We start from the raw sequence: 23888 nt of genomic DNA, 5'->3' as shown, positions 1-23888 counted from the left end.
TCCTACTTCCCGATACAGAAACGGGAGAAGATTTCGCCCAAGACGTTTTCTACATCCACGCGCCCGATCACCGAGTCAAGCGAGCGCTGCGCATCACGGACATGTTCCGCCGCCAATTCCAACTCTCCGCTAGAACACAAAACCCCTAGCGCCATTTCAAGAGCGTGTCGCGCGCGCTCCATCCCCTCCCGCTGACGTTCCGTAACTGTCGAGCGCACCATCGCCATCCGCTCTACAAGACTTTGCTCGACGTCGGTAATCAAAACATCAATGCCGACGCCCGTAAGGCCGGAGACACCGCCTCCCTGATCAGATTTCGCCCGATATCGAAAATCGATCTTCCCTGCTAACGCAGCTGGTTCCAGCCAATCGTCTGTCTCCAAAAGGATTCTCAGATCCGCACCCAAAGCCCGCCCGACAGCACGATCCACACCTATCTTCTCCACAACGTCATCGGTGTCGCGCAAGCCGGCCGTATCAAGGAAAGTCACTGGCAAACCAGAAACATCCAACCGGGCTTCGATCACATCCCGCGTTGTTCCTGCGATCTCAGACGTTATGGCGATATCGCGGCCGGCCAAGGCATTCAGCAACGTCGATTTTCCAGCATTTGGCGCGCCAATAATGGCAACTTCGAACCCAGCACCCAGACGTTCAGCCACGACCGCTCCCAAGGCCTCTTGCTGGAACTGTGATCGCAACCCTTCCAGAAGTGCCAGAACCTCCGGTATCACATCGACCGGAACATCCTCATCCACAAAATCGATCGAGGCCTCCAACAACGCCGCAGCGCGGATCAAAGACGCCCGCCATGCTTCCGCTTCTTTGGACAAGCCTCCGTCAAAACTCGCCTGAGCCAACTTGCGTTGCGCTTCTGTTTCGGCGTCAATGAGCCTTCCCAAGCCTTCTACCTGGGTCAGATCCAGCATGTCGTTGAGAAGGGCGCGCTGCGTAAACTCTCCCGGTTCGGCCATGCGCGCCAAACCCGTCGCGCGGATCGCATCCTCTACGGCACGAACAACTGCGACACTCCCATGCAATTGCAGTTCGACCACATCCTCTCCGGTAAAACTTCCAGGCGCCCTAAAGGCCAACACCAAGCCGCGGTCCACCACTTCACCGGTGGCCGATAAGACATCGCGTAGCCGAAACTGGCCTGGCCTCGGCAAGGACACCACAAGACGGCGCCCCACGTCGAAGGCGTCAGGCCCCGATATCCGAATTACCGCAACACCCGCTTTCCCCCGGGCCGTTGCCAGAGCGAAAATCGTCTGCACGGCGCACCCCTCAGGTGTTCATGGAATCGAAGAATTCCGCGTTCGTCTTGGTCTGTTTCAACTTCGAAATCAGAAATTCGATCGCATCCGTCGTCCCCATCGGGTTCAGGATCCGCCGCAACACAAATGTCTTCTGCAAATCACCCTTGTCGACCAACAGATCTTCTTTCCGAGTACCAGACTTAAGGATATCCATCGCCGGATACACGCGCTTGTCTGCAATCTTGCGATCAAGAACGATCTCGCTGTTGCCGGTGCCCTTGAATTCTTCGAAGATCACTTCGTCCATCCGGCTACCGGTATCAATCAAAGCCGTCGCGATGATCGTGAGCGAGCCACCTTCTTCGATATTCCGCGCCGCACCAAAGAAACGCTTCGGCCGTTGCAGGGCGTTCGCATCCACACCACCGGTCAAAACCTTGCCGGACGACGGCACCACGGTGTTGAACGCGCGGCCTAAACGCGTGATCGAATCAAGCAAGATCACAACATCCCGCTTATGTTCCACCAATCGCTTGGCTTTCTCGATCACCATTTCAGACACCGCCACGTGACGCGTCGCAGGCTCGTCAAACGTCGAGGAAATCACCTCGCCCTTAACGGATCTCTGCATGTCCGTCACCTCTTCCGGGCGCTCGTCGATCAGAAGAACGATCAGGAAACACTCGGGGTGATTGGTCTCGATAGAATGGGCGATATTTTGCAGCAGCACTGTCTTACCTGTGCGCGGCGGCGCCACAATCAAGCTCCGCTGGCCCTTGCCGATCGGAGACACCAGGTCAATGATCCGTGCCGAGCGATCCTTGATCGTCGGATCTTCGATCTCCATGGTCATCCGCTCATCGGGATAGAGCGGCGTCAGGTTTTCAAACGCTACCTTGTGCTTTGCCTGCGCCGGATCGCCAAAGTTGATCTGCGTGACATTGACCAGGCAAAAATACCGCTCATTCTCTTTGGGCGCTGACATCACGCCCTCGACCGTATCGCCTGTACGCAAGGAATGCTGGCGGATCATTTCAGGCGATACGTAAATATCATCTGGACCCGCCAGGTAGTTCGCTTCCGGGCTTCTCAGAAAACCGAAGCCATCCTGCAAAACCTCCAACACGCCATCGCCGGAAATCTCCCAACCTTCCTCGGCCCGCTCTCGGAGGATCTCGAACATCATGTCTCCCTTCCGCATGGTGGAGGCGTTCTCGATCTCAAGCTCTTCTGCCATCGGCAAAAGGTCTTTGGCGGTTTTCGCTTTCAAGTCTGCAAGACGAAGCGTTTCTACTGTCATGGAAATATCCAACGTGCACGTCCGCTTAGCGCCATGGCGCAAGCTTCATGTGTCTTCTATGTATGATGCCGTAGCTCCGAATGGAGTACAAGAATGCAGATATGACCTGGGCTGCGTCCTGTCAACTCGGCCCGTTCGGGTCCTCTATCTATATTAAAATAAGAAAAGGAAGTTTTCTTGTTGTTGGTAGTAGGACCTTGGATTTCTCGTCAAAGTCAGTTTCTGACGAGTTACCCCCAACATTTGGGCGTCGCCTTGGTAACTCAGACCAATCCTGTTAACAACTGGAGTACCATATTAAATGTTTAAAAACAAAAACTTACTAATATTCATGGACAGAAGAACCAGCTGAAAACCTGTGGACAAAAGTGAGTAACTCCACTTTCCAACGCAGTCGCACAGACAAAACTTCCCCGGGCAAAACCCTTTGGCCATCTCCAGAGAACTCTGGCAGATTGGTCAAAACCGTCAAAACTCGGCGGCTTGTGAACACGCCTCCCCTGCTCCGTCCAGAACAATCCCACAGACTTATCCCAAACATGTCTCACCTCATTCTTGCCTCATCCTCGCCAATACGGCGCGTCATGCTCCAAAATGCGGGCATTCGGTTCGAATCATCGCCCGTTCGAATCGATGAGGATGCCATCCGCCAATCTCTTGTGGCAGATCAGGCCTCGCCCCGTGACATCGCCGATGCCTTGGCTGAGTTCAAAGCCCGAAAAGCCGCCGAGAAGTGGCCGACGTCTCTTACGCTTGGCTCGGACCAGATCCTTGCGTTGAGAGGTGAAGTCTTCGCCAAGCCCAACGATAGAGAGGACGCGGCAAAGCATCTTCGTCGCCTCTCTGGTCAGACCCATCACCTCTATTCAGCAGCCGTGATCTATGAGGATGCCAAACCCGTTTGGCGCACTGTGGGCTCAGCACGGCTGTCCATGCATACGCTGACCGATAGCGAAATCGACGTCTACCTTGACCAGGCCTGGCCCGAGGTTTCGGGCTGTGTCGGCGCGTATCAAGCCGAAGCCCTTGGTGCGCAGCTCTTCTCTCGTATCGATGGGGATTGGTTTTCCGTTCTTGGCCTGCCTTTGTTACAGGTCTTGTCCTATCTTCGAATGCGCGGGATGCTGGTACCATGACCAAAGACACGATCCCCCTCGCTGGCGTTATCGGTGATCCGATTTCCCACTCTCTGTCGCCGCGCCTCCATGGCCACTGGCTGAAGCGCTATGGATTGCGGGGCCATTACGTCCCGCTCCACATCAATCACGCGGACCTGCCGGAAGCGCTTCGGGTGCTGCCACGCATCGGTTTCGTGGGCGTCAATGTGACCCTTCCCCATAAAGAGCTGGTCCTTTCCCTAGCGGATTCCGTGACGGACCGCGCAGCCCTGATCGGGGCGGCGAATACGCTGACATTTACCGCAAAGGGGCAGATCCAAGCCGACAATACCGATGGCATGGGGTTCCTTTCAAACATTCGCCAAACGCTGCCGGGCTGGTCCGCAACAGCGGGGCCCGCGCTCGTCCTGGGCTCGGGCGGGGCGGCCAAGGCAATTGTCTCGGCGCTGGTCTCTGATGGGGCACCTGTTGTGTATGTGGCCAATCGTACCCGCGCCCGTGCAGATGGCCTGAAGGATCAGTTCGGTGCCCGCGTTTCCCCAACAGATTGGACCCATATCCCTGATCTTATCGCCGATGCAGCTTTGATCGTGAATACGACGTCGCTTGGTATGACGGGCCAAAGCCCCCTCTCCATCGACCTTTCACGCCTGTCGCCACCCACGGTTGTCACCGATATCGTTTATTCCCCGCTGGAGACGGACCTTTTGAAAGAGGCCGCGGCCCGAGGGTGCGAGACGGTCGACGGCCTCGGCATGTTGCTCCACCAAGCCGTTCCGGGGTTCGAGCGTTGGTTCAACTATACGCCGATGGTTGATGATGACCTGCGCACGGCTGTTTTATCGGGATGAGCGTCGTTCTTGGCCTGACCGGCTCCATCGGCATGGGAAAAAGCACGACGGCGGCAATGTTTCGGGATCTGGGCGTCCCGGTATGGGACGCCGACGCCACGGTGCACAAGCTCTATGCTGCGGGTGGCGCCGCGGTCGCACCGATTGCCGCCCTGATCCCGGATGCCATCCGGAATGGTGCCGTCGATCGTACCGTTTTGCGCGCCGCCATTGCCCAGGATCCAAGCCTTTTGAAGCAGATCGAAGCCCGTGTGCACCCGCTTGTCGCCGATGACCGTGCCGCGTTCCGCGCCGCCCATGCAAACGCCCCGCTTATCGCCCTTGATATCCCTCTTCTGTTTGAGACGGGCGGTGATGCCGCCTGCGATGCGACGCTGGTCGTAACCACTTCGCCCGAGGAGCAACGCCGTCGCGTCCTTGTGCGCGGCACGTCGGCAGATACCCTTGATGATCTTCTCTCGCGCCAAATGCCCGACGCCGAAAAACGCGCCCGCGCCACCTATGTTATCAAGACGGACACACTGGACGGCACCCGTAAAGCCGTGGCACATCTGGTGTCTGAACTGACCAGGAACACATGATAGATGCGTGAAATCGTCCTCGACACGGAAACCACGGGCCTTAACCCCTATGACAATCCGCGCCACCGAATTGTCGAGATCGGTGCTGTTGAGGTGTTCAACCAGGTCCCGACCGGCAAGACCTATCATCAATATATCCAACCCGAGCGGAACATGCCGACAGAAGCATTCGAGGTGCACGGTATCGGCGAGGATTTTCTTGCCGACAAACCGGTTTTCGCAGCAATCGCCGAGGACTTCCTGGCTTTCGTAGGGGACGCCAAACTGGTGATCCACAACGCCGAATTCGACATGCGCTTTTTGAACGCAGAGCTTGAATGGGCCGGAAAGTGCACTCTGCCCCTTGAGCAGGCGCTTGATACCCTCAAGATCGCACGCCGCAAATTCCCCGGATCTCCTGCATCCCTCGATGCCCTATGCCGCCGCTTCGGGATCGATAACTCCGCCCGCGAAAAGCACGGTGCATTGCTTGATTCCGAGATCCTTGCCGAAGTTTACCTTGAGCTGACGGGTGGCAAGCAGCCGGATTTCGCCCTGTCGCAGAACAAATCCAGCGTCACCCAACAGCAGGATGACAATTGGCGTCCCCGTCCCCGCCCCAATCCGCTTCCATCCCGTCTGACGGACATGGAAAAGGCCGCTCACGCGGCCTTTGTCGATGCTTTGGGGGATGAAACCGTCTGGTCCAAACTGCGCTAGGTCACGCAGTGCCTTGCGGCTGCTGCGCCTGACGCGCGGCGATCTGTTGACGATACAGCGCCACGAAATCGATCTGATCGAGGTTCAGCGGCGGATAACCGCCATCCCGCGTCACGTCCGAGATGATGCGGCGCACATAGGGAAACAGCATCCGGGGGCATTCGATCATCAGGAACGGATGCAGCTGCTGCTCCTGAATATTCTCGATCAGGAAGACGCCGCCATATTCAAGCTCGATCAGGAAGATGGATTTCGGCTCTTCATCCTTGGTCTTGCTGTCAACCTTCAGCTTCATGATCACGTCGTACTGGTTTTCCGTCGTGCGCTTGCGCGCATCGAGTGCGACCTGAACCTGAATGTCGGGCTGGCCTTGAGCCACGACACCGTTTTGCACGGCGGCGTTTTCAAACGACATATCGCGAATGAATTGGCCCAGGATCTGCATCTTGGGAAGTTGCGGCGCAGCTTCCGGTGCGGCGCCTTGTGGTGCGTCGCCGTTTGCAGAGGCGTCGGACATGGGGTGTTCTCCTTAAATCGAGGTCGGAGGTGCTTTAACAGGCCCTTGATCCAGCCTCAATCCCTGCGCCAGCCTGAGGGGCCGGATGGCTGGTCATTCTCGTCAGATACGTAGGTGCCCTCGATGATTGTCTCATCTTGCGGCTGCCATCCGCGATCCGTGCGGACGGTCTGCACGGTGACCCGCTCCTTGATCTTTTTCAGAACAAACCGACGCACTGCCGGCACCAGAAGCGCAAAACCGACGAAATCAGTGAAAAACCCGGGCGTTAGCAGAAGCGCGCCGGAAAAAAGGATCATCGCGCCGTGGGCCAAAGGCTCGGTCGGGTCACGCAAATCGTCGAAACTGTTCTTCAGTTGCGCCAAGGCTTGCGCGCCCTGGCTTTTTACCAGGGCCGTTCCTGCAATCGCGGTTACAACCACAATCAACAACGTCGGCCAAAGGCCCAACCAGCCGCCCACCTGAATGAACAAGCCAATCTCGATCAGCGGGATCGCGATGAACACAAAGAACAGCCACATGATTTAACGCCTTTTCATCCCTTGGGCGGCCCCTTCACCGCATTTCACGTATTCCAGCCCTTCGCGCGCAGGCGCAATGGACTTGATACCACCCCTGCCCTACATATGTGCCTGACACACGGAATTTTAACCCATACGCCCAATCGAGGTGCCATGAACTCCTCCCTTTTGTCCTTGCTGGTGCTGGCTGGCATCGCGATCTTCCTGATTTTGCGCCTGCGCTCAGTGCTCGGTACACGGGATGGCTTTGAAAAGCCCCCTGTTACCTCCGGCAGTGGGCGCTCTGATGTGCGCCGAGATTTCGAGGTGATCGAAGGCGGTCCCGACGATGATATCATCGACCATGTCGATGATGGCTCGGACAGCGCCAAGGCGCTTGCTGCCATGAAGATGGCGGAACCCGGCTTTCGCGTTGGCGAATTCCTGGGCGGTGCCCGTCAAGCCTATGAAATGATCCTGATGGCGTTCGAGCGCGGGGATAAAGAGGGCCTTCGCCCGTTCCTGGCCCCTGATGTGCTTGAAACCTTCGAGACGGTCATCGACCAACGACACGAGCAAGGCCTTACGATTGAGGCCGAGTTCATTGGCGTGCGAGAGATTTCGCTGCAAGAGGCCACGTTTGACCGCGCCACTGGCGTTGGGGAAGTCACCGTCCGCTTCGTGGGTGAGTTGACCAGTGTCGTGCGTAACGCTGACGGTGAGATCATCGAAGGTGATAGGACCGAGATCAAGCGCCAGCGCGATGTCTGGACCTTTGCGCGCACCATGGGTTCCGACGATCCGAACTGGGCCTTGGTGGCCACCGACGGATGATCCATGCGGCGGCTCGCGGTTGCCCTTGCCTTGGTCCTTACGACCACCTTGGCCATGGCGGATGAACCCGTGCAGCTTCTGGACTTTGACGATCTGGATGGATGGGCCGTGGATGATCATTCCGCGGCCCTCTCCGTATTTCGCAACACGTGCAGGGACTTGGACGGCTCTGATTGGCAGGCGCTGTGTCGCGTTGCCGAAACCGCCCCCGATGCGCGCACCTTTTTTGAATTGTTTTTCCGACCCGTTCTGATCGGCGGCGAAGACCCCGCGCTGTTCACCGGCTATTTTGAACCCGAACTCAGCGGATCGCGCACCCGCACCAGCCGCTACCGTTTCCCAGTCTATCGCATGCCGCCCGAAGCCTCGGGCCGCTGGTTGTCGCGTGAACAAATCGAAGAGTCCCGCGTCTTGGAAGGCCGGGGCTTGGAAATCGCTTGGGTCGACGATGCGGTAGAATTGTTTTTCCTGCAAATTCAAGGATCTGGCCGCATCAGCCTTGCGGGCGGTGGGGTGATCCGCGTGGGCTATGCCGGGCGAAATGGCCACGAATACCGCTCTGTCGGGCAGGAACTCGTGCGCCGGGGCGTTTACCAGGCGCACCAGGTCTCGGCTCAAATCATTCAGGCTTGGGTGCGTCGTAATCCTACCGCCGGGCGGGATCTGCTGCATCATAACCCCAGCTATGTGTTCTTTCGGGAGGTCGATATCACCGACCCTGCGCTTGGCCCCCTTGGCGCGATGAACCGTAACATCACCCCGCACCGCACGATTGCAGTGGATCCGGACTACACCCCCCTGGGCGCACCTGTCTGGATCGAGAAGGGCGGCGATGGCCCGATCCATCGCCTGATGATTGCCCAAGACACCGGCGGCGCGATTCAGGGTCCGCAGCGGGCGGATATCTTCTTTGGATACGGGGACGAGGCGGGTGAAGCCGCCGGCGTGATCCGCGACCCGGGTCGGATGGTCGTGCTTCTGCCGATCGAGCGCGCCTACCAGTTGATCCCGGACGCCTGACCGATGGCGCGGCGCGGAAAACGTGGCCTGTCGGATGACGACAAGGCCCTGTGGAACCGAGTTGCCGCGACGGCGACCCCGATGGACCGCAGCGGCGCGCCAAAGATTACCGAAGACACCCCATCAAAGAAGCCAACGCTAGGTCCCAAACCCACCACGACCGCAAACCGCCTGCCCGCGTTTCGCGTCGGTGAGAAGGCTTCCTTCAACCAAGGCCCCGTCAACCACGCCCCAAGTCTTTCCGTACAGCTTGCCCACGCCCCCGTGCGCATGGATCATGGCACCCACAAACGGATGACGCGGGGCAAGTTGAAGCCCGAGGGGCGCATCGACCTTCACGGCATGACCTTGTCCGAGGCCCATCCCGCCCTGATCAGTTTCATCTTCCATTCCCATGAAATGGAGCGCCGTCTGGTGCTGGTCATTACCGGCAAGGGCAAGGATCGCGATAGCGGCGGTCCGATCCCGATCCGTCGGGGGATCCTGAAACATCAGATTCCGAACTGGCTGACGTCCCCTCCTTTGGGCGCGATGATCCTCGATATCCGCGAGGCGCATCAGCGCCATGGGGGCGCCGGGGCCTATTACGTCTACCTCAAGCGGAAGCGCTAGCGCAGGTTCACGGGGCTCAACAGAATTTGCGTCGCGTTCTGGATCGTCAGGATCGTGCCCGGCAACAGGCCCGTTTGCTGTGTTATATCCCGCTCAAAGGCGTTGTTGACCTGCGCGACCTCTCGCAAAATCTGGACGACTGCGGGTGACGTGGCCCCAGCGAAATGGTTCAGCGGGTCACGAACGCCGCCCTCGAAGGCGGATACGTCAATTAACGTCACCTCGAAATCGGCCACCTGATCGGGGACCGACAAGTTGCCGACCCTTTCTCGCAACCCGGTGATGCGCGCCGAAATTCTCAGCGCGCGGTCCCGTTGGGACGTGAAGATCACGAAGGGTTGCGGCAGGTGCCCGACCCGTGCGGCCTGGGCCCGAAACACATCCACATCGATATCCGGCGAGAACAGGATGACCCCATTGATCCGGTTCATGACGGCATCGCGCCCGCCGATCCGCAGTTGGCGCAGCACCTCCATGACAACCCCGGATCCAAGGGAATGTGCCATCAACACGATATCTAGGCCTGCGGCGACGACTTCGGTCAACAAAGCCTCCAACCCGTCCCGTGCAAACAGAGCCGAATCGCGGTCGTAGGCATATCCCAAGGGGTGTCCGGCGCTGGGCCAGGCATAGTGCAAAGCGACGCCGGGGATCTCGAAATCATGGCGGATCTGCGCGGTTCGATATAGGCCGGTCCCCACGGTGCTGTTGAACCCGTGGACGAAAACCATGACCTCCCGCGTGCCTTTACGCTGGGCTTCTGCCCTCAATGCCGCGCGAAAGGTCGTGGCATTGCCAAGGTGATCGCCTGAACTGGCCACGAAATCGGTGCGAAGATCAGGCCCGCCGCGCCGAACGCGGCCGGGCTCGACCGCGCCCGAGTCACGATCCGGCGGCACGGAGATCGCGAATTGAGTGAAGGATAGGCTCTCTTGCCGCTCATCCTGAAACCGCCCACCGGCAAAGATCCGGTTGGTGGCCATGAAAACGGTCTCATTTGTGCCGACGCTGGCCGCTTCGGGCACAATCAGGACGTCCGGTACCGTCAGGCACCCCGCCAAAGGTAGGGCGGCGACGCCACAAAGAAGCGACCGGCGGGTGAGGGGCGCATGTGTCATGGCCCCTTTTACCAGCACCGGCTCACAAAACGTAGCGGCTAAGATCTGCGCTGCGCGTCAATTCGCCGAGGTTCTCTTCAACGAACGCCGCGTCAACCTGAACGGCATCGCCCGCACGGTCAGGCGCGGTGAAGCTCAGTTCTTCGAAGACCCTTTCCAACACGGTGTATAGCCTGCGCGCGCCGATATTCTCGATGCTCTCGTTCACCTCAGCCGCGATATGCGCAAGGGCCTTGATCCCGTCGTCGGTGAATTCAACCGTGACCTCTTCGGTCGCCATCAGGGCGGTGTATTGTCGGGTCAGGGCGTTATCGGTTTCGGTCAGGATGCGGACGAAATCATCCTCTGTCAGGGGTCGCAGGTTCACACGGATCGGAAGGCGACCCTGCAATTCCGGTAACAAGTCAGACGGCTTGGCGATGTGAAACGCGCCGCTGGCAATGAACAGGATATGGTCGGTCTTCACCGGCCCATGCTTGGTCGAGACCGTCGTCCCTTCGATCAGTGGAAGCAGATCACGCTGGACTCCCTCGCGAGAGACATCGCCACCGCGCGCGTCTGACCGTGCGCAGACCTTGTCGATCTCATCCAGGAACACGATGCCGCTCTGCTCTACAGCGCGCAGGGCTTCTTTGGTCAAGGTTTCTGCATCCAGTAGTTTGTCGGCCTCTTCCTCGATCAGCAGATCATAGCTGGCGGCAACGCTCAGGCGCTTTTTCACCGTGCGCCCGCCCATGCCTTTGAACAGATCGCCGAGGTTCATCATGCCTGCACCCATGCCCCCCATGCCGCCGGGCTGACCGGGGATTTCGAACCCGCCAAGGGGGTTCGAGGTGTCAGCGACCTCCAGTTCGATCACCGTGTCGTCCAACTCTCCGGCGCGGAGCTTCTTGCGGAACATCTCGCGGGTCTGCTCGCGGGCGTCCTTCCCGGCCAGCGCTTCAATCACCCGCTCCTCCGCCATGTCGTGGGCTTTGGCCTTCACTTCTTCGCGCATATTCTCGCGGATCATCACCTGCGCGGCGTCCACCAGATCGCGAATGATCTGCTCCACATCGCGGCCAACATAGCCGACCTCTGTAAATTTCGTGGCCTCCACCTTGATGAAGGGCGCTTTCGCCAGTTTTGCCAGGCGGCGGGAAATCTCGGTCTTGCCGACACCCGTGGGCCCGATCATCAGGATGTTTTTTGGATAAACCTCATCGCGCAGGTCATCGCCCAACTGCTTGCGCCGCCAGCGGTTGCGCAGGGCCACGGCGACGGCCCGCTTGGCGTCCTTTTGACCGATGATGAAGCGGTCCAGTTCGGACACGATTTCGCGGGGGGTAAGATCGCTCATGCGAGGGCCTCCTTTGTTGCCCAGGGGGGCAAGCGGTTTTTTCCGGGAAAGGGGGGAAGCACGCACATGATCGCGCTGCGCATCCGTTCCCACTGGGCACCAAGCAAGACCATGCCCGCGCCCAAAAGAAGGATGCCGAAGAACGCGCCTTCGCCCTCCACGACCGAGATTGACAGCGCCACGACGTAGCCGACGCCGGATACAAGGAATGAGCGGCGATCAATGATGATCGCAAACAACGCCATGACGGCGATGAACGCGACCAGCGCCAGCTGTGCCCCGGCATCGGGGTTCTGGAACAGGGTCAACGCCACGGTATTCACGATGGCGGGCGCGGCCATGACGTGCAGCCAAAAGCCCGACGCCGCGCGGCGCGTTACCCGGTGCGGGTCGCTCATGTCGAAGGCCATCGCAATAGCAAGACCAATGAAGCCGAGAACAATGGTGATGATCGCGAAAGGCCCATCGGCGGACAGCAGGAAGATGTCCTGCACTTCCTCTGGGACCGTTCCGCCCATCGTTACAAGGCCGAAGGTGAGTACCACGACCGAGGCGGCGATCAAGGCGACTGTGAACGGCACGCGGAACAATAGGTAGTATAGGCATAGCAGAACGCCGGAAAACCCGGCGGCCACGGTCCAGCTTGCCAGGAATAGCTGATCCATCATGGCCGCGAACGAAAGGCCGAATTGCAGCGCGGACAGCCCGAACATCACCGCCAGCGCGATGGACGGCGCGACCATGCGGCGGGTGATCGTGAAGTACCGCGCCAGCAGGATCACCACCCCCATCGCCACCAGTGAGAATAGCATTCCAAGGATGTAGCCGCTGGTCGCCGTAAAGACTGACAGCCCCGTCGCCCCCATCCATCCGGCGAACAGGATCGACAGGCCGACGACGATGAACACCTCGTTGAAGCCCTTGAACAGCTCAAACGGCTCGTCAAGGCCCGAGCGTCTGGCCCGCACGCCCTCACGTTCCTCCGCCAGCGCAATGAGAGAGGCCGCTTGCGCCTCGGTCATCGCCCCTGCGCCGACGGCCGCGCGTAGATCATCGCGGGTGATGTCGGTCATGCGCTGCCTTTTGCATCGATCGTTTCAACGGTGAGGTTGCCATTGGTGTAGACGCAAATATCCGAGGCAATCGCCATGGCATCGCGGGCAATCGCCTCGGCGTCCTTGTCGCTATCCAGCATCCCGCGGGCGGCGGCGAGCGCGTAGTTTCCACCGGATCCAATCGCCGCAATGCCGTGTTCCGGCTCCAGCACGTCACCGGCGCCGGTGATGATGTAAAGCTCGGCGCCATCGGTGACGATCAGCATCGCCTCCAGCTTTTGCAGGTATTTGTCCGTGCGCCAGTCCTTGGCCAGCTCAACCGACGCGCGCTGCAATTGCCCTGGCGTTGCTTCCAGCTTGGTCTCCAGGCGTTCCAGTAGGGTGAAGGCATCGGCGGTGGAGCCTGCGAAACCGCAGACCACGTCGTAGCCGCCGGGTGACAAACGCCGCACTTTTCGGGCGCTGCCCTTGATCACGGTCTGCCCAAGGCTGACCTGTCCGTCACCGGCCACCACGACCTTGCCGCCCTTGCGGACACCAATGATCGTCGTGCCGTGCCAACCGGGGAATTCATCTTTCGCCATAGGGGCCTCCATCCATTGAGGCTCTATATGGACAGCACAGGCGGTGACGACAAGTTACGAGCGGGGCCAACCCTTGCGACGGGGCACGCGAACCGCAAGCATCGGCATCAGCCAGGGCCCGCGAAACCGGTCAAGATCCAGCGCTTCATAGACGCCTGTCGTCTCTTCGCCATTGATCTTCGTCCGAATGGCCGAGCGGTTGTAGAACGGCGCATCCAGCATCGGTTTCACCTGGTGTGGCCTGAAGTCCGCGTCTGACCGCGTATCGCGCCTTACCATCCAAAGTGGGCGCTTTAGTCTCTGTTTTGGGGGCAGGGGGATCGCATGGGGTGTTCCATCGGCAGCGAATCCGACACCGGCTGCAAGGCTGGTCCCATCGCGCCGGTCCAGATCATAGAAACAGGCGGACCCGTCCCGCAAAGGGAACCGCCCCCACGTCCAATAGTTGAAATCCGCCTCCAACGCCCGTGTCCCGAAATTCGCGTCGAAATAGCCATGGCCGGACCACGTCCAGCCGGGGCGGTTCAGCGCCACTTCGATTCGGGCCGTCGGGGCGAACGGGCGCCAAACATGTGCCCCGTCATCGCTCAACAGCATCTCGCGGTCTGTCACGGCACTGGGGTGGATCGTCACCGTTCCCTTCACCCGCTGGGCGTGGGGCGTGCTGACTTCGTTGATCTGCACCTCAAGGCGGTCACCCTTCCAGACCATGGCGCTTGGCCCGATCTGAAGCGCATCGCGCGACAGGCCCAACGCTTCTTCCCCCCGGTCCGTCATCGTCCACCTTCCACCGCGCCCATAGGTCGCCACGTTCAAGCAGCAGTGGTTTGCAGGGTTCTCACGCCCGCTCCAGCGATACCAAGGGGAGAAGACCGATCCTATGAAGCCGATGATGGAGATGGCTTGGTCGCCATCGTCGCTGATCCCGTCGACATACCACCAGGCGTAGCCATCTTTTGGGACGTCGACGTCAAAGCAAGGTCGCTCCAGATCGCCTCGGCCGCGTGCTTCCCTGAGAGGCAGGCCATCGGCACTCCCGCCCCCGGATGTGCCCCGCCCCCCGCCAGGTAGAGGCCCTTCAGCGCCGTCCGTGCCGTGGGCCGTTGGAACGTCGCCATCATCCCGTGCGGGCTCCGCCCGTAAAGGGAACCGTCCGACCCGGGAAACGCTTGATTGAAGTCGCGCGGTGTCGTCAAGGCGCTGGTCTGGGGACGCGGGCTGAACGCCAATCCCATTTGCGCCAAAGTCTCGAACGTGCGTGTTAGGCATGTTTTTCTTGCCTCCTCGGTCGTGTTGTGGCCGGGGGGGCCGTTCATGATGATCTCAAAACGCTCGGGTCGCTCGGGGGTCACGATGCCCCGATCCTGAGCGCAGACATAAAGCGTCGCGTCGCGGGGCATGTCACCCTTGGCGATATCGCCGAATTCAACCTTCGGGTCAGCGCAGAAGAAAACGTTGTGATGCGCCAGTTCAACGCCTTGGGGCTCTGCGGCGAAACCCCAGACAAACGCCGACAGGCTGCGCGGTTCGGTCCCCGTTTTCGGTACGGCAGCGCGGGCGGGCGGCCCAAGCAGTCCGTTGGACAAAGCGCGTGGGTCACCGTTGAACACCACCGTGTCCGCCGCGATCGCTGTGCCGTCGGCAAGATGTACCGCCGACACCGCACGACCCTGTTGCGCGATCCGCTCAGCGACCTGGCCGAACACGAACGTCACGCCTCTTGCCACCGCCAGATCATGCAGCGCGCGGGCCAGCACATGCATGCCACCCTCCACAGACCACACACCCTGCGCTTCGGAATGCCAAATCAACCCAAGAACCGCAGGGCTTTGGTAGGGTGAGCCGCCCACATAGGTCGCATACCGTCCGAACAATTGTTGCAATCGCGGGTCGTCGAAAGACATCTGCAACCGCCGCGCAAGGCTCAGGCCCGGCATCATTGCCGGGATCAGACGGGGGTTGCGCAAGACATGGGCGGTTAGCGGCCCAAGGGCGGGGGCGGCGGATTGCATGATTGGTCCGTCGAAGGCGTCATAGAGCGTCTTGGCAGAGGCCGCGAACCGCGCGAATTGCGATGCGGCCCTGTTGCCGGCGAAGACCCGCACGGCCTCGACGCTCGCGTCGGGGTCATCGAACAGGTCCAACGTCGATCCGTCGCGCCAAAAATGACGCGCCAGCAAGGGGTCACGGTGGAGGGTCACATGATCCTCCAGACGCTCCCCTACATCGGCAAACAGGCTTTCGAACACGGGCCGCATGGTCAGCACTGTGGGCCCGATGTCCACCGGGCCTGCATGTGACGGCACCGTGCGCATCTTGCCGCCCGGGCCGTCGGCGGCTTCCACCACCGTCACGCGCAGGCCTTTCGCGGCCAGCCGCAAGGCAGCCGAAAGCCCGCCGATCCCGGCGCCAATCACGACAGCGCTGTGCGCAGACTCGGTCAGCCGTTCATCCTCCAAGTGTAAGCCTATGTTGACACCTATCCATAATATGTCCAGTCTGATTTACATATCGGGTCCAAGATCCGTCACCGAATCCCCCTTGAGGAGGCGCGAACCATGCCCTTGAAACCCCGGATCGAGCGCGCGATCTCTGCTGCTATCACCCACGCTCAAGGCAATATCGCGCCGCCGAAACTCGCTTCGGCTCTGGCCTATTCCGTCACCCCAGGCGGCGCGCGCATTCGCCCAACGATTTGCCTTTCCGTCGCGATGGCCTGTGGCGATCCGCAGCCCGAGATGTCTGACGCAGCCGCCACGGCGATCGAGTTGATCCACTGTGCCAGCCTTGTCCACGACGACATGCCCTGTTTTGACGACGCCGACATCCGGCGCGGCAAGCCGTCCGTCCACAAAGCCTATTCCGAGCCGTTGGCGCTTCTGGCCGGTGACAGCCTCATCATCGCCTCGTTCGAGGTGCTTACCCGCGTGGCCCACCATGATCCCATGCGTGCGATCGAGTTGATGAAAATTCTCGGCGAATCCACCGGCATGCCCGGCGGCATTTGCGCAGGGCAGGGGTGGGAGAGTGAAGAGAAGATCGACCTTTCCGCCTATCACCGCGCCAAAACCGGGGCGCTTTTCACTGCCGCGACCCGCATGGGTGCCGCAAGCGCTGGTGAAGATCCGGAACCATGGACCGAGCTTGGCGCGCGTATCGGTGAGGCCTTCCAGGTCGCCGATGATCTGCGTGATGCGCTTTATGACGAGTCGACCCTGGGCAAGCCCGCCCATCAGGATGAAATACACGACCGTCCCAATGCCGTTACCGAATATGGCGTGCGCGGTGCGATCAAGCGGTTAGAGGATATCCTGTCTGGTGCGATCTCTTCGATCCCGTCCTGCCCCGGTGAGGCGATGCTGGCCGAGATGGTCCGCAAGACGGCCGAGCGGCTGACGCCCGTGATGCCCCCGGTTCAGGCTGCTGAATAAATGGCGTTGGCGGACCCGCAGGGCACGCGCAAGTCGCTGAAAGACCGCTTTTATGCGTGGCGCACCGCGTTGGTCGGCTCCCGCGCGTTCCAGCAGAAGGCCGCGCGGCTTCCGATCGCCGCAAGCATCGCCCGCAAGGACGGTGAGGCGCTGTTCGATCTGGTCGCGGGGTTCGCCCATAGCCAGATCCTCATGGCGTTCGTTGAGTTCGACTTGCCAGATCATCTGCGCGTGCAGCCGCGCACACTGGCGGATCTTGCGTCCCGCACCGGCGTGCCGGAACCGCGGATGAAAGTCCTTGCCCAAGGCGCTGCAGCACTTGGGTTGATGACCCGGCAAAGCGATGGACGCTATGCGCTGGGTCGCCTTGGCGCTGCGCTTCCGGGCATTCCCGGCCTCTCGCAGATGATTCGTCACCACGATGTTCTGTACCGCGACCTTTCGGACCCCGTCGCCTTCTTCCGTGACGGCTCCGATACTGAACTTGCGGGTTTTTGGCCCTATGTCTTCGGCGCCTCCGGTGACGTCGATCAGGATGTCGCCGCCACCTATTCCGAGCTGATGGCCGACAGTCAAACCCTTGTGGCGGAAGAGGCGCTTGCGCACCTTGACCTGTCCGACACCCGCACCTTGCTGGATGTCGGCGGCGGCACCGGCGTGTTCCTGGCCGCCGCAGGCCAGGCCTATCCGCACCTGAACCTCCACCTCTTCGACCTGCCTGCCGTCATAGCGCCCGCCGCCGCGCGGTTCGAGCGGGAGGGGCTGTCAGACCGAGCTGACACTACGGGCGGGTCTTTCCGTACCGACGCACTGCCGATTTGTGCAGACACGATCAGTTTGGTGCGGGTGCTCTATGACCACGCCGATGAAACGGTAGCCATGCTGCTGACCAAGGCCCATGCCGCGCTGCCGTCTGGTGGGCGGATCATCGTGGCCGAGCCGATGTCGGGCGGTGGCACCCCCACACGACCCGGTGATGCCTACTTTGGCCCTTATTGTATGGCGATGCGCACCGGAAAGGCCCGTAGCGCCAATGAGATTTCCGGGCTTCTGGCTCAGGCCGGGTTCCGCGATGTGAAAACCGTCAAAACCGGTCGCCCCTTTGTCACCGGAATGGTCTGCGCTTGCAAAGCGTAAACTCTGGCGAACACTTTCAAACGATATGTCTATTCGCGTTGACATAAAAAAGTGTCAGGTTAAACTGACACCACAGAATGTCGCACCAAGAGGATTCTCATCCCCGCTGATGCGCGCCGAAAAACCGCCACCGACCTGAGGACGCCCACTTGCATACCACCGCCGTCATTTTGGAAGGACCCAAGGCCCTCGGCCTGGGACAGGTGAACCTCACCGCCCCTTCCGCTGGCGATCTGGTGATCGACGTGGCGCATTCCGGCATCTCTACAGGGACCGAGAAACTGTTCTGGTCCGGGCAGATGCCGCCTTTCCCTGGCATGGGCTACCCACTGGTGCCCGGTTATGAGGCTGCCGGAGAGGTCGTGGAAGCCGCCCCCGGCACCGGCTTCAAGCCCGGTGATCGCGTGTTTGTGCCCGGGGCCAATTGTTATGGCGATGTGAAGGGCCTTTTCGGCGGCGCGTCGTCTCGTCTTGTTTCCGCCGCCGACCGTGTCGTGCGCATCGATCCTGCCCTGAAAGCCGAAGGTGCGCTTCTGGCGCTTGCCGCAACGGCCCGCCACGCGATGGCCGGGATGGACAAGACGCTGCCTGAACTTATCGTCGGTCACGGCGTTTTTGGCCGCCTCCTGGCGCGCCTGACGATTGCCGCTGGCGGAAAGCCGCCCACCGTGTGGGAAATCGACACCGACCGCGCCAAGGGGGCCACCGGATACCAGGTGCTGCACCCCGATGCCGATGAGCGTCGTGATTACAAGTGCATCTACGACGCTTCCGGCCAGTCCGACCTGCTCAACACCTTGATCGGCCGTCTCGCCAAGCAAGGCGAAATTGTTCTCGCGGGCTTCTACCCCAAGCCGCTTTCCTTCGCCTTCCCCCCGGCCTTCATGCGCGAGGCGCGCCTGCGCATCGCCGCCGAATGGACCCGCGATGATCTGACCGCCACGCGCGATTTGATCGACCACGGCGCGCTTAGCCTCGATGGGCTCATCACACACACACGACCTTCCAGCCAGGCAGCCGAAGCGTATCAGATCGCCTTCGAAGACGCCGCTTGTCTGAAGATGATTTTGAATTGGGAGAACGCCGCATGAAGGATATTCCGAACCTCAAGGACTACGACGCGAACTTGCGCGACGAAGCCAACGAACCCTCGCTGGAAGTTCCCCAAGGGGAGCCGACCAAAAAGACGCAGATCATTGCGATCTACGGCAAGGGCGGCATCGGCAAGTCCTTCACCCTCGCCAACCTCAGCCACATGATGGCCGAGCAGGGCAAGCGCGTGCTTCTCATTGGCTGTGACCCGAAATCCGACACGACGTCGCTTTTGTTCGGCGGCAAAGCCTGCCCCACGATCATCGAGACGTCTTCGGCCAAGAAATTGGCCGGTGAGGAAGTGAAGATCGGTGACGTTTGTTTCAAGCGCGGCGGCGTGTTCGCGATGGAGCTTGGCGGGCCAGAGGTCGGTCGCGGTTGCGGCGGGCGCGGCATCATCCACGGGTTTGAGCTGCTGGAAAAACTCGGCTTCCACGATTGGGATTTCGACTACGTCCTGCTCGACTTCCTGGGCGACGTGGTGTGCGGTGGCTTCGGCCTGCCGATCGCCCGTGACATGGCGCAGAAGGTGATCCTGGTTGCCTCCAACGACCTCCAGTCGCTCTACGTGGCCAATAACGTCTGCTCCGCCGTGGAATACTTCCGCAAGATGGGCGGAAATGTCGGCGTCGCGGGCCTTGTGATCAACAAGGACGACGGCAGCGGAGAGGCGCAGGCCTTTGCCGAAGCGGTTGATATCCCGGTCCTCGCGTCGATCCCGCAGAACGATGACCTGCGCAAGAAATCCGCGAATTATCAGATCGTCGGCACCGCAGAATCCGAGTGGGGCGACCTGTTCGCAGCCCTTGGTGACAACGTCGCCGTTGCCCCGCCAATGCGCCCCACGGCGCTGAACCAGGATGGCCTTCTGGCCTTGTTCGACGGGTCCGACACGGGTGCTGGCGTAGTGCTGGAACCGGCCACGGATCAAGACATGCGCGGCAAGAATGCCATCGTCAAAGAGTCTCTCGAAGTTGTGTACGACGACGCATGATGGACCAGGAAATCACATACGACACCACCGCACAGGTTGACGTGATCGAGGGCGAAGCGGTCGAAGGCCGCGATGCTCCCATGATGACCGATGGCATGGGCTGTCACGCCGGTGCCGCCACGATGGAGGATGCTGCACGCAAGGCGGGCAAGTCCGACATCCTCGATCAGTTCAAGAAAGATTACCCCACAGGCCCTCACGACAAACCACAGTCCATGTGCCCCGCCTTCGGATCGCTCCGCGTGGGTCTTCGGATGCGCCGTGTGGCGACCGTTCTTTCCGGCTCGGCATGCTGCGTTTACGGGCTGACTTTCGTGTCCCACTTCTATGGCGCGCGCCGGTCCGTGGGATACGTCCCGTTCAATTCTGAGTCGCTTGTCACCGGCAAGCTGTTCGAAGACATCCGGGAGGCCGTCCATGATATGGCGGACCCGGAAAGATACGATGCCATCGTGGTTACGAACCTCTGTGTTCCCACGGCATCTGGCGTTCCGTTGCGGCTTTTGCCCGACGAAATCAATGGGGTCCGGATCGTCGGTATAGACGTTCCTGGCTTCGGAGTCCCGACCCACGCCGAGGCAAAAGACGTCCTCGCAGGGTCGATGCTCAACTATGCCCGTCAGGAAGTGGAGGCCGGCCCAGTTCAGGCTCCTGTCTCGGGTATTTCAGACCGTCCGACAGTGACCCTGTTGGGCGAAATGTTCCCTGCGGACCCCTTGGGGATCGCCGGGATGCTCGCGCCACTCGGTCTGGCGGCAGGTCCGGTCGTTCCCTGTCGTGAGTGGCGTGAGCTCTATTCCGCGTTGGACAGCAGCGTCGTCGCTGCGATCCATCCGTTCTACACCGCCGCCATTCGTGAGTTTCAGGCCGCGGGCCGCACCATCGTGGGCTCTGCCCCCGTGGGTCACGACGGCACCGCCGCGTGGCTGGAGGCGATCGGCAAGGCGTACAACGTCGATGCCGACAAGATCGCAGCGGCGCAAAACGCCTTCCTTCCCGCGATCAAGTCCGCCCTAGCCGCGACGCCGATTGACGGCACGATCACCCTTTCGGGCTATGAGGGCAGCGAATTGCTTGTCGCCCGCCTGTTGATCGAATCCGGCGCCAACATCCCCTACGTCGGCACCGCTTGCGGCAAGTCGCAGTGGTCCGCGCCGGACGTCGAATGGCTGGAAGCGCGCGGCGTGAAGGTCAAGTTCCGCGCGTCGCTGGAAGACGATTGCGCCGCCATGGAAGCAGTGCGGCCCGACCTTGCGATTGGGACGACCCCGGTCGTCCAAAAGGGCAAGGAACTGGGCATTCCGTCGCTTTACTTCACTAACCTCATTTCCGCCCGGCCCCTGATGGGTCCGATGGGCGCAGGCAGCCTGCAACAGGTCGTCAACGCCGCCATGGGCAACAAGGATCGCATGTCCCACATGAAGGCGTTCTTCGCCGGAGTGGGGGAGGGCGATAACGCTGGCATCTGGGAAAAATCCCCGAACCTTCGCCCTGATTTCCGGGCCGCGCACCAGAAGAAGTTGGACAAACAGGCTCGTGCCGCAAAAGCGCAGGAGATGATCTAGATGCTTATCCAAGATCATGATCGTGCGGGCGGTTACTGGGGAAGCGTTTACGCGTTCACTGCCGTCAAAGGCCTGCAAGTCATTATCGATGGTCCGGTGGGTTGTGAAAACCTGCCCGTGACCTCCGTGCTCCATTACACCGACGGCCTTCCCCCCCACGAATTGCCCATTGTCACGACGGGTCTGGGTGAGGAAGAGCTTGGCCGCGACGGCACCGAGGGCGCGATGAAGCGCGCTTGGGAAACGCTTGATCCGGCGCTGCCCTCCGTTGTTGTGACGGGTTCGATTGCCGAGATGATCGGCGGCGGCGTCACGCCCATGGGCACCAACATCCAGCGGTTCCTGCCGCGCACGATTGACGAAGACCAATGGGAAAGCGCCGACCGGGCGATGACCTGGATCTTCACCGAATTCGGCATGACCAAGGGCCGTATGCCGCGCGAGAAGAAGCGTGAGGAGGGGGCCGCCCCCCGCGTCAATATCCTCGGGCCGATGTATGGCACGTTCAACATGCCATCTGACCTGGCCGAAATTCGCCGTCTGGTGGAAGGCATTGGCTGCGAAGTGAACATGGTGATGCCGCTGGGCTCCCACGTCGCGGAAATGCGCGATCTGGTGAATGCCGATGTGAACATCTGCATGTATCGGGAGTTCGGCCGTGGCCTCTGTGAGGTCCTTGCCAAGCCCTACTTGCAAGCGCCTATCGGGGTGGAATCCACCACCAAGTTCCTGCGTAAGCTGGCAGAGTTGACCGGCCTCGATGCCGAGCCGTTCATCGAGCAGGAAAAGCATTCCACCATCAAACCGGTCTGGGACCTCTGGCGCTCGGTCACGCAGGACTTCTTCGCCACCGCCTCCTTCGGGATTGTCGCGAATGAGACCTACGCGCGTGGCGTCCGCAAGTATCTTGAGGATGACCTTGGCCTGCCTTGTGCCTTCGCCGTTGCCCGTGTGGCCGGCAAGAAGACCGACAATGACGCCGTCCGCGCGATGGTGTCCGAGAAACGCCCGTTGGTCCTGATGGGCTCGATCAACGAAAAGATGTACCTGGCCGAAATGGCCGCCGGTTTTGGGCCAAAGCCCACTTTCATTGCCGCCAGTTTCCCCGGCGCCGCGATCCGTCGCGCCACGGGCACGCCCTTCATGGGTTACGCCGGTGCCACCTACATGCTGCAAGAGGTCTGCAATGGCCTTTTCGACGCGCTTTTCCACATCCTGCCTTTGGGCAGTGAGATGGACAGCGCTGAAGCAACCCCCACGACACTCCGCCGCGATTTCCCTTGGGAGCCAGAGGCCCAACGCCTTCTGGACCGCATCGTGGCCGAGCACCCGATCCTTACCCGCATTTCCGCCGCCAAGACACTTCGTGACGCCGCCGAAAAGGCAGCCCTCGAAGATGGTGCGGAAAGGGTGATGGAAGACACCGTCAAGGGCCTTGCCCCTGCCGGTTTTGATTTCGATGAGGAGGAGAAATCAAATGAGTGACATGACCACGAACAGCCAGGTCCAGCACGCGCGCAAGCCGGAAAAGACCGAGTTCATTATCTACTTTGCGATCATCTTTCTGGCGACTCTGCCTTTGGCCACGATCACGTGGGCCATCGCGGCAGTCCGCTCGGGCAGCATGACAGACAAAGGCCCGATCCGTCGGGCCTACCGCCAGGCGGGCATCATTACACCGATGATCTTCGCGGCCTAAAATACGGCCCTAACCTGCATGTCAGAGCCTGACTAGACCCGGGCGAGTGCAGACGAAGGCCACGACATTCTCGGCGTGACGACCGGAGCCGAACACTGGGTTCATCCCTGCATCACCTTGGTGGTGCGCGGGTGGAATGCCGGCAGGGTAATGACGCCTTGTCGGGGCCTGGCCGCAGGGTTTGCGGCGTCAGTCTGACGTTCCGGAGGAAAATATGGCTGATAATTCCGATCTGTCTTTTACAGGTCTCACCGACGAGCAGGCGCAAGAATTGCACGCGGTGTATATGAGCGGGCTCTGGCTGTTTTCGGCCGTCGCCCTCGTTGCTCATATCGCCACGTACTTTTGGGCGCCTTGGTTCTGAAGAGGGAATAGAGAATGGCTAAGTTCTACAAAGTCTGGCTTATTTTTGACCCCCGCCGCGTGTTCGTGGCGCAGGGTGTCTTCCTCTTCTTGCTGGCAGCGATGATCCACCTGGTGGTTTTGTCGTCCGGCATGAACTGGTTCGAGTCCGCCGCAATGAACATGGGGTTTGGTGGCGAGTAAGCCCCTGAACACCGTGTCTTGACGGCACCGATAACAG

The 23888-nt window shown here is 60.6% G+C and carries 26 protein-coding genes; 16 read left to right on the top strand and 10 right to left on the bottom strand.

The annotated features are described in order from the left end of the window. Nucleotides 1-2: 2 nt before the first annotated feature. Complete coding sequence (gene mnmE, locus KUL25_RS16150) at nucleotides 3-1277, bottom strand: tRNA uridine-5-carboxymethylaminomethyl(34) synthesis GTPase MnmE (RefSeq protein WP_257893860.1); 1275 nt, start codon at nucleotides 1275-1277, stop codon at nucleotides 3-5. Nucleotides 1278-1287: 10 nt separating this feature from the next. Then, nucleotides 1288-2559: a transcription termination factor Rho gene (gene rho / locus KUL25_RS16145; protein WP_257893859.1), complete on the bottom strand. Its 1272-nt coding sequence runs from the start codon at nucleotides 2557-2559 to the stop codon at nucleotides 1288-1290. Between the two features lie 539 nt (nucleotides 2560-3098). On the opposite strand from rho, the gene KUL25_RS16140 reads away from it, so the two are divergent. From KUL25_RS16140 to dnaQ, 4 genes are read left to right on the top strand one after another with little or no spacing between them, the layout of a single operon-like run. Next, a complete protein-coding gene (locus KUL25_RS16140; protein WP_257893858.1) occupies nucleotides 3099-3695 on the top strand; it encodes a Maf family protein in 597 nt (198 codons plus the stop codon). Next, the gene (locus tag KUL25_RS16135; protein WP_257893857.1) at nucleotides 3692-4528 is read left to right on the top strand and encodes a shikimate dehydrogenase; all 837 of its coding nucleotides are present in this window, start codon (nucleotides 3692-3694) and stop codon (nucleotides 4526-4528) included. The genes KUL25_RS16140 and KUL25_RS16135 overlap by 4 nt, the downstream gene beginning before the upstream one ends. Beyond that, on the top strand, nucleotides 4525-5109 hold the full coding sequence (coaE, locus tag KUL25_RS16130) for a dephospho-CoA kinase (protein WP_257893856.1): 585 nt from the start codon (nucleotides 4525-4527) through the stop codon (nucleotides 5107-5109). The genes KUL25_RS16135 and coaE overlap by 4 nt, the downstream gene beginning before the upstream one ends. A gap of 3 nt (nucleotides 5110-5112) precedes the next feature. Further along, nucleotides 5113-5808, top strand: coding sequence for a DNA polymerase III subunit epsilon (dnaQ, locus tag KUL25_RS16125; protein ID WP_257893855.1), 696 nt, complete (start codon nucleotides 5113-5115; stop codon nucleotides 5806-5808). A 1-nt stretch (nucleotide 5809) separates the two neighbouring features. Here the strand turns inward: dnaQ and secB are convergent, their stop codons facing one another. Together secB and KUL25_RS16115 are read right to left on the bottom strand one after the other, a co-directional pair. Then, complete coding sequence (secB, locus tag KUL25_RS16120) at nucleotides 5810-6325, bottom strand: protein-export chaperone SecB (RefSeq protein ID WP_068355956.1); 516 nt, start codon at nucleotides 6323-6325, stop codon at nucleotides 5810-5812. Nucleotides 6326-6381: 56 nt separating this feature from the next. Beyond that, the gene (locus KUL25_RS16115; RefSeq protein WP_257893854.1) at nucleotides 6382-6846 is read right to left on the bottom strand and encodes an FxsA family protein; all 465 of its coding nucleotides are present in this window, start codon (nucleotides 6844-6846) and stop codon (nucleotides 6382-6384) included. 153 nt (nucleotides 6847-6999) lie between these two features. Here KUL25_RS16115 and KUL25_RS16110 point away from each other — a divergent pair, with 153 nt between their 5' ends. The 3 genes from KUL25_RS16110 to KUL25_RS16100 are packed head-to-tail and all read left to right on the top strand — an operon-like array spanning nucleotide 7000 to nucleotide 9291. Beyond that, on the top strand, nucleotides 7000-7659 hold the full coding sequence (locus KUL25_RS16110) for a Tim44/TimA family putative adaptor protein (protein ID WP_257893853.1): 660 nt from the start codon (nucleotides 7000-7002) through the stop codon (nucleotides 7657-7659). A gap of 54 nt (nucleotides 7660-7713) precedes the next feature. Beyond that, nucleotides 7714-8679, top strand: a complete 966-nt coding sequence (mltA, locus tag KUL25_RS16105) for a murein transglycosylase A (RefSeq protein WP_257893852.1) — start codon at nucleotides 7714-7716, stop codon at nucleotides 8677-8679. 3 nt (nucleotides 8680-8682) lie between these two features. Further along, nucleotides 8683-9291 (top strand): Smr/MutS family protein, encoded by a 609-nt coding sequence (locus KUL25_RS16100; RefSeq protein WP_257893851.1) that lies wholly within the window; start codon nucleotides 8683-8685, stop codon nucleotides 9289-9291. On the opposite strand, the gene KUL25_RS16095 is transcribed toward KUL25_RS16100, so the two are convergent. From KUL25_RS16095 to crtD, 6 genes are read right to left on the bottom strand one after another with little or no spacing between them, the layout of a single operon-like run. Beyond that, nucleotides 9288-10409, bottom strand: coding sequence for an alpha/beta hydrolase (locus KUL25_RS16095; protein WP_257893850.1), 1122 nt, complete (start codon nucleotides 10407-10409; stop codon nucleotides 9288-9290). The genes KUL25_RS16100 and KUL25_RS16095 overlap by 4 nt on opposite strands. A gap of 22 nt (nucleotides 10410-10431) precedes the next feature. Continuing rightward, nucleotides 10432-11748, bottom strand: coding sequence for an ATP-dependent protease ATPase subunit HslU (gene hslU, locus KUL25_RS16090; RefSeq protein WP_257893849.1), 1317 nt, complete (start codon nucleotides 11746-11748; stop codon nucleotides 10432-10434). Continuing rightward, nucleotides 11745-12821 (bottom strand): hypothetical protein, encoded by a 1077-nt coding sequence (locus KUL25_RS16085; RefSeq protein ID WP_257893848.1) that lies wholly within the window; start codon nucleotides 12819-12821, stop codon nucleotides 11745-11747. The genes hslU and KUL25_RS16085 overlap by 4 nt, the downstream gene beginning before the upstream one ends. Next, on the bottom strand, nucleotides 12818-13387 hold the full coding sequence (gene hslV / locus KUL25_RS16080) for an ATP-dependent protease subunit HslV (RefSeq protein ID WP_257893847.1): 570 nt from the start codon (nucleotides 13385-13387) through the stop codon (nucleotides 12818-12820). Before hslV ends, KUL25_RS16085 begins: the two co-directional genes overlap by 4 nt. A gap of 54 nt (nucleotides 13388-13441) precedes the next feature. Further along, nucleotides 13442-14311 (bottom strand): carotenoid 1,2-hydratase, encoded by an 870-nt coding sequence (gene crtC, locus KUL25_RS16075; RefSeq protein WP_345791024.1) that lies wholly within the window; start codon nucleotides 14309-14311, stop codon nucleotides 13442-13444. Further along, nucleotides 14266-15846 carry a 1-hydroxycarotenoid 3,4-desaturase CrtD gene (crtD, locus tag KUL25_RS16070; protein WP_257893846.1) on the bottom strand — a complete coding sequence of 527 codons (1581 nt, stop codon included), beginning with the start codon at nucleotides 15844-15846 and terminating at the stop codon, nucleotides 14266-14268. The genes crtC and crtD overlap by 46 nt, the downstream gene beginning before the upstream one ends. Before the next feature lie 99 nt (nucleotides 15847-15945). Between crtD and KUL25_RS16065 the strand changes: the two genes are divergently transcribed. From KUL25_RS16065 to pufA, 9 genes are all read left to right on the top strand, one after another. Further along, complete coding sequence (locus KUL25_RS16065; protein ID WP_257893845.1) at nucleotides 15946-16818, top strand: polyprenyl synthetase family protein; 873 nt, start codon at nucleotides 15946-15948, stop codon at nucleotides 16816-16818. After that, nucleotides 16819-17955 (top strand): methyltransferase, encoded by a 1137-nt coding sequence (locus KUL25_RS16060; RefSeq protein ID WP_257893844.1) that lies wholly within the window; start codon nucleotides 16819-16821, stop codon nucleotides 17953-17955. It abuts the gene before it with no gap. A 149-nt stretch (nucleotides 17956-18104) separates the two neighbouring features. Continuing rightward, nucleotides 18105-19046 (top strand): chlorophyll synthesis pathway protein BchC, encoded by a 942-nt coding sequence (gene bchC / locus KUL25_RS16055; RefSeq protein WP_257893843.1) that lies wholly within the window; start codon nucleotides 18105-18107, stop codon nucleotides 19044-19046. After that, nucleotides 19043-20041: a chlorophyllide a reductase iron protein subunit X gene (locus tag KUL25_RS16050; RefSeq protein WP_257893842.1), complete on the top strand. Its 999-nt coding sequence runs from the start codon at nucleotides 19043-19045 to the stop codon at nucleotides 20039-20041. The genes bchC and KUL25_RS16050 overlap by 4 nt, the downstream gene beginning before the upstream one ends. Continuing rightward, complete coding sequence (gene bchY, locus KUL25_RS16045) at nucleotides 20041-21606, top strand: chlorophyllide a reductase subunit Y (protein ID WP_257893841.1); 1566 nt, start codon at nucleotides 20041-20043, stop codon at nucleotides 21604-21606. The genes KUL25_RS16050 and bchY overlap by 1 nt, the downstream gene beginning before the upstream one ends. Next, nucleotides 21607-23091 (top strand): chlorophyllide a reductase subunit Z, encoded by a 1485-nt coding sequence (gene bchZ, locus KUL25_RS16040; RefSeq protein WP_257893840.1) that lies wholly within the window; start codon nucleotides 21607-21609, stop codon nucleotides 23089-23091. Beyond that, nucleotides 23084-23305: a cytochrome PufQ gene (pufQ, locus tag KUL25_RS16035; RefSeq protein WP_257893839.1), complete on the top strand. Its 222-nt coding sequence runs from the start codon at nucleotides 23084-23086 to the stop codon at nucleotides 23303-23305. Before bchZ ends, pufQ begins: the two co-directional genes overlap by 8 nt. A 214-nt stretch (nucleotides 23306-23519) precedes the next feature. Continuing rightward, entirely contained in the window at nucleotides 23520-23669 is a 150-nt protein-coding gene (gene pufB / locus KUL25_RS16030) for a light-harvesting antenna LH1, beta subunit (protein ID WP_044006188.1), read from the top strand. Between the two features lie 14 nt (nucleotides 23670-23683). Next, complete coding sequence (pufA, locus tag KUL25_RS16025) at nucleotides 23684-23851, top strand: light-harvesting antenna LH1, alpha subunit (RefSeq protein WP_257893838.1); 168 nt, start codon at nucleotides 23684-23686, stop codon at nucleotides 23849-23851. Nucleotides 23852-23888: the final 37 nt, after the last annotated feature.

The organism is Gymnodinialimonas phycosphaerae (assembly GCF_019195455.1).
Classification (GTDB): Bacteria; Pseudomonadota; Alphaproteobacteria; order Rhodobacterales; family Rhodobacteraceae; genus Gymnodinialimonas; species Gymnodinialimonas phycosphaerae.
Note: the sequence above shows the minus strand (reverse complement) of the source record. Positions and strands in the feature narration are given on the sequence as shown.

Excerpts from the sequence above, each read along its gene's own strand:
- rho (WP_257893859.1), bottom strand. The coding sequence starts at position 2,559 with ATGACAGTAGAAACGCTTCGTCTTGCAGACTTGAAAGCGAAAACCGCC.
- pufQ (WP_257893839.1), top strand. The coding sequence starts at position 23,084 with ATGAGTGACATGACCACGAACAGCCAGGTCCAGCACGCGCGCAAGCCG.
- hslU (WP_257893849.1), bottom strand. The coding sequence starts at position 11,748 with ATGAGCGATCTTACCCCCCGCGAAATCGTGTCCGAACTGGACCGCTTC.
- KUL25_RS16110 (WP_257893853.1), top strand. The coding sequence starts at position 7,000 with ATGAACTCCTCCCTTTTGTCCTTGCTGGTGCTGGCTGGCATCGCGATC.
- secB (WP_068355956.1), bottom strand. The coding sequence starts at position 6,325 with ATGTCCGACGCCTCTGCAAACGGCGACGCACCACAAGGCGCCGCACCG.
- KUL25_RS16050 (WP_257893842.1), top strand. The coding sequence starts at position 19,043 with ATGAAGGATATTCCGAACCTCAAGGACTACGACGCGAACTTGCGCGAC.
- coaE (WP_257893856.1), top strand. The coding sequence starts at position 4,525 with ATGAGCGTCGTTCTTGGCCTGACCGGCTCCATCGGCATGGGAAAAAGC.
- KUL25_RS16065 (WP_257893845.1), top strand. The coding sequence starts at position 15,946 with ATGCCCTTGAAACCCCGGATCGAGCGCGCGATCTCTGCTGCTATCACC.
- KUL25_RS16085 (WP_257893848.1), bottom strand. The coding sequence starts at position 12,821 with ATGACCGACATCACCCGCGATGATCTACGCGCGGCCGTCGGCGCAGGG.
- bchY (WP_257893841.1), top strand. The coding sequence starts at position 20,041 with ATGGACCAGGAAATCACATACGACACCACCGCACAGGTTGACGTGATC.
- pufA (WP_257893838.1), top strand. The coding sequence starts at position 23,684 with ATGGCTAAGTTCTACAAAGTCTGGCTTATTTTTGACCCCCGCCGCGTG.
- KUL25_RS16095 (WP_257893850.1), bottom strand. The coding sequence starts at position 10,409 with ATGACACATGCGCCCCTCACCCGCCGGTCGCTTCTTTGTGGCGTCGCC.
- KUL25_RS16140 (WP_257893858.1), top strand. The coding sequence starts at position 3,099 with ATGTCTCACCTCATTCTTGCCTCATCCTCGCCAATACGGCGCGTCATG.
- dnaQ (WP_257893855.1), top strand. The coding sequence starts at position 5,113 with ATGCGTGAAATCGTCCTCGACACGGAAACCACGGGCCTTAACCCCTAT.
- KUL25_RS16100 (WP_257893851.1), top strand. The coding sequence starts at position 8,683 with ATGGCGCGGCGCGGAAAACGTGGCCTGTCGGATGACGACAAGGCCCTG.
- hslV (WP_257893847.1), bottom strand. The coding sequence starts at position 13,387 with ATGGCGAAAGATGAATTCCCCGGTTGGCACGGCACGACGATCATTGGT.
- KUL25_RS16060 (WP_257893844.1), top strand. The coding sequence starts at position 16,819 with ATGGCGTTGGCGGACCCGCAGGGCACGCGCAAGTCGCTGAAAGACCGC.
- KUL25_RS16135 (WP_257893857.1), top strand. The coding sequence starts at position 3,692 with ATGACCAAAGACACGATCCCCCTCGCTGGCGTTATCGGTGATCCGATT.
- bchZ (WP_257893840.1), top strand. The coding sequence starts at position 21,607 with ATGCTTATCCAAGATCATGATCGTGCGGGCGGTTACTGGGGAAGCGTT.
- mltA (WP_257893852.1), top strand. The coding sequence starts at position 7,714 with ATGGCGGATGAACCCGTGCAGCTTCTGGACTTTGACGATCTGGATGGA.
- KUL25_RS16115 (WP_257893854.1), bottom strand. The coding sequence starts at position 6,846 with ATGTGGCTGTTCTTTGTGTTCATCGCGATCCCGCTGATCGAGATTGGC.
- pufB (WP_044006188.1), top strand. The coding sequence starts at position 23,520 with ATGGCTGATAATTCCGATCTGTCTTTTACAGGTCTCACCGACGAGCAG.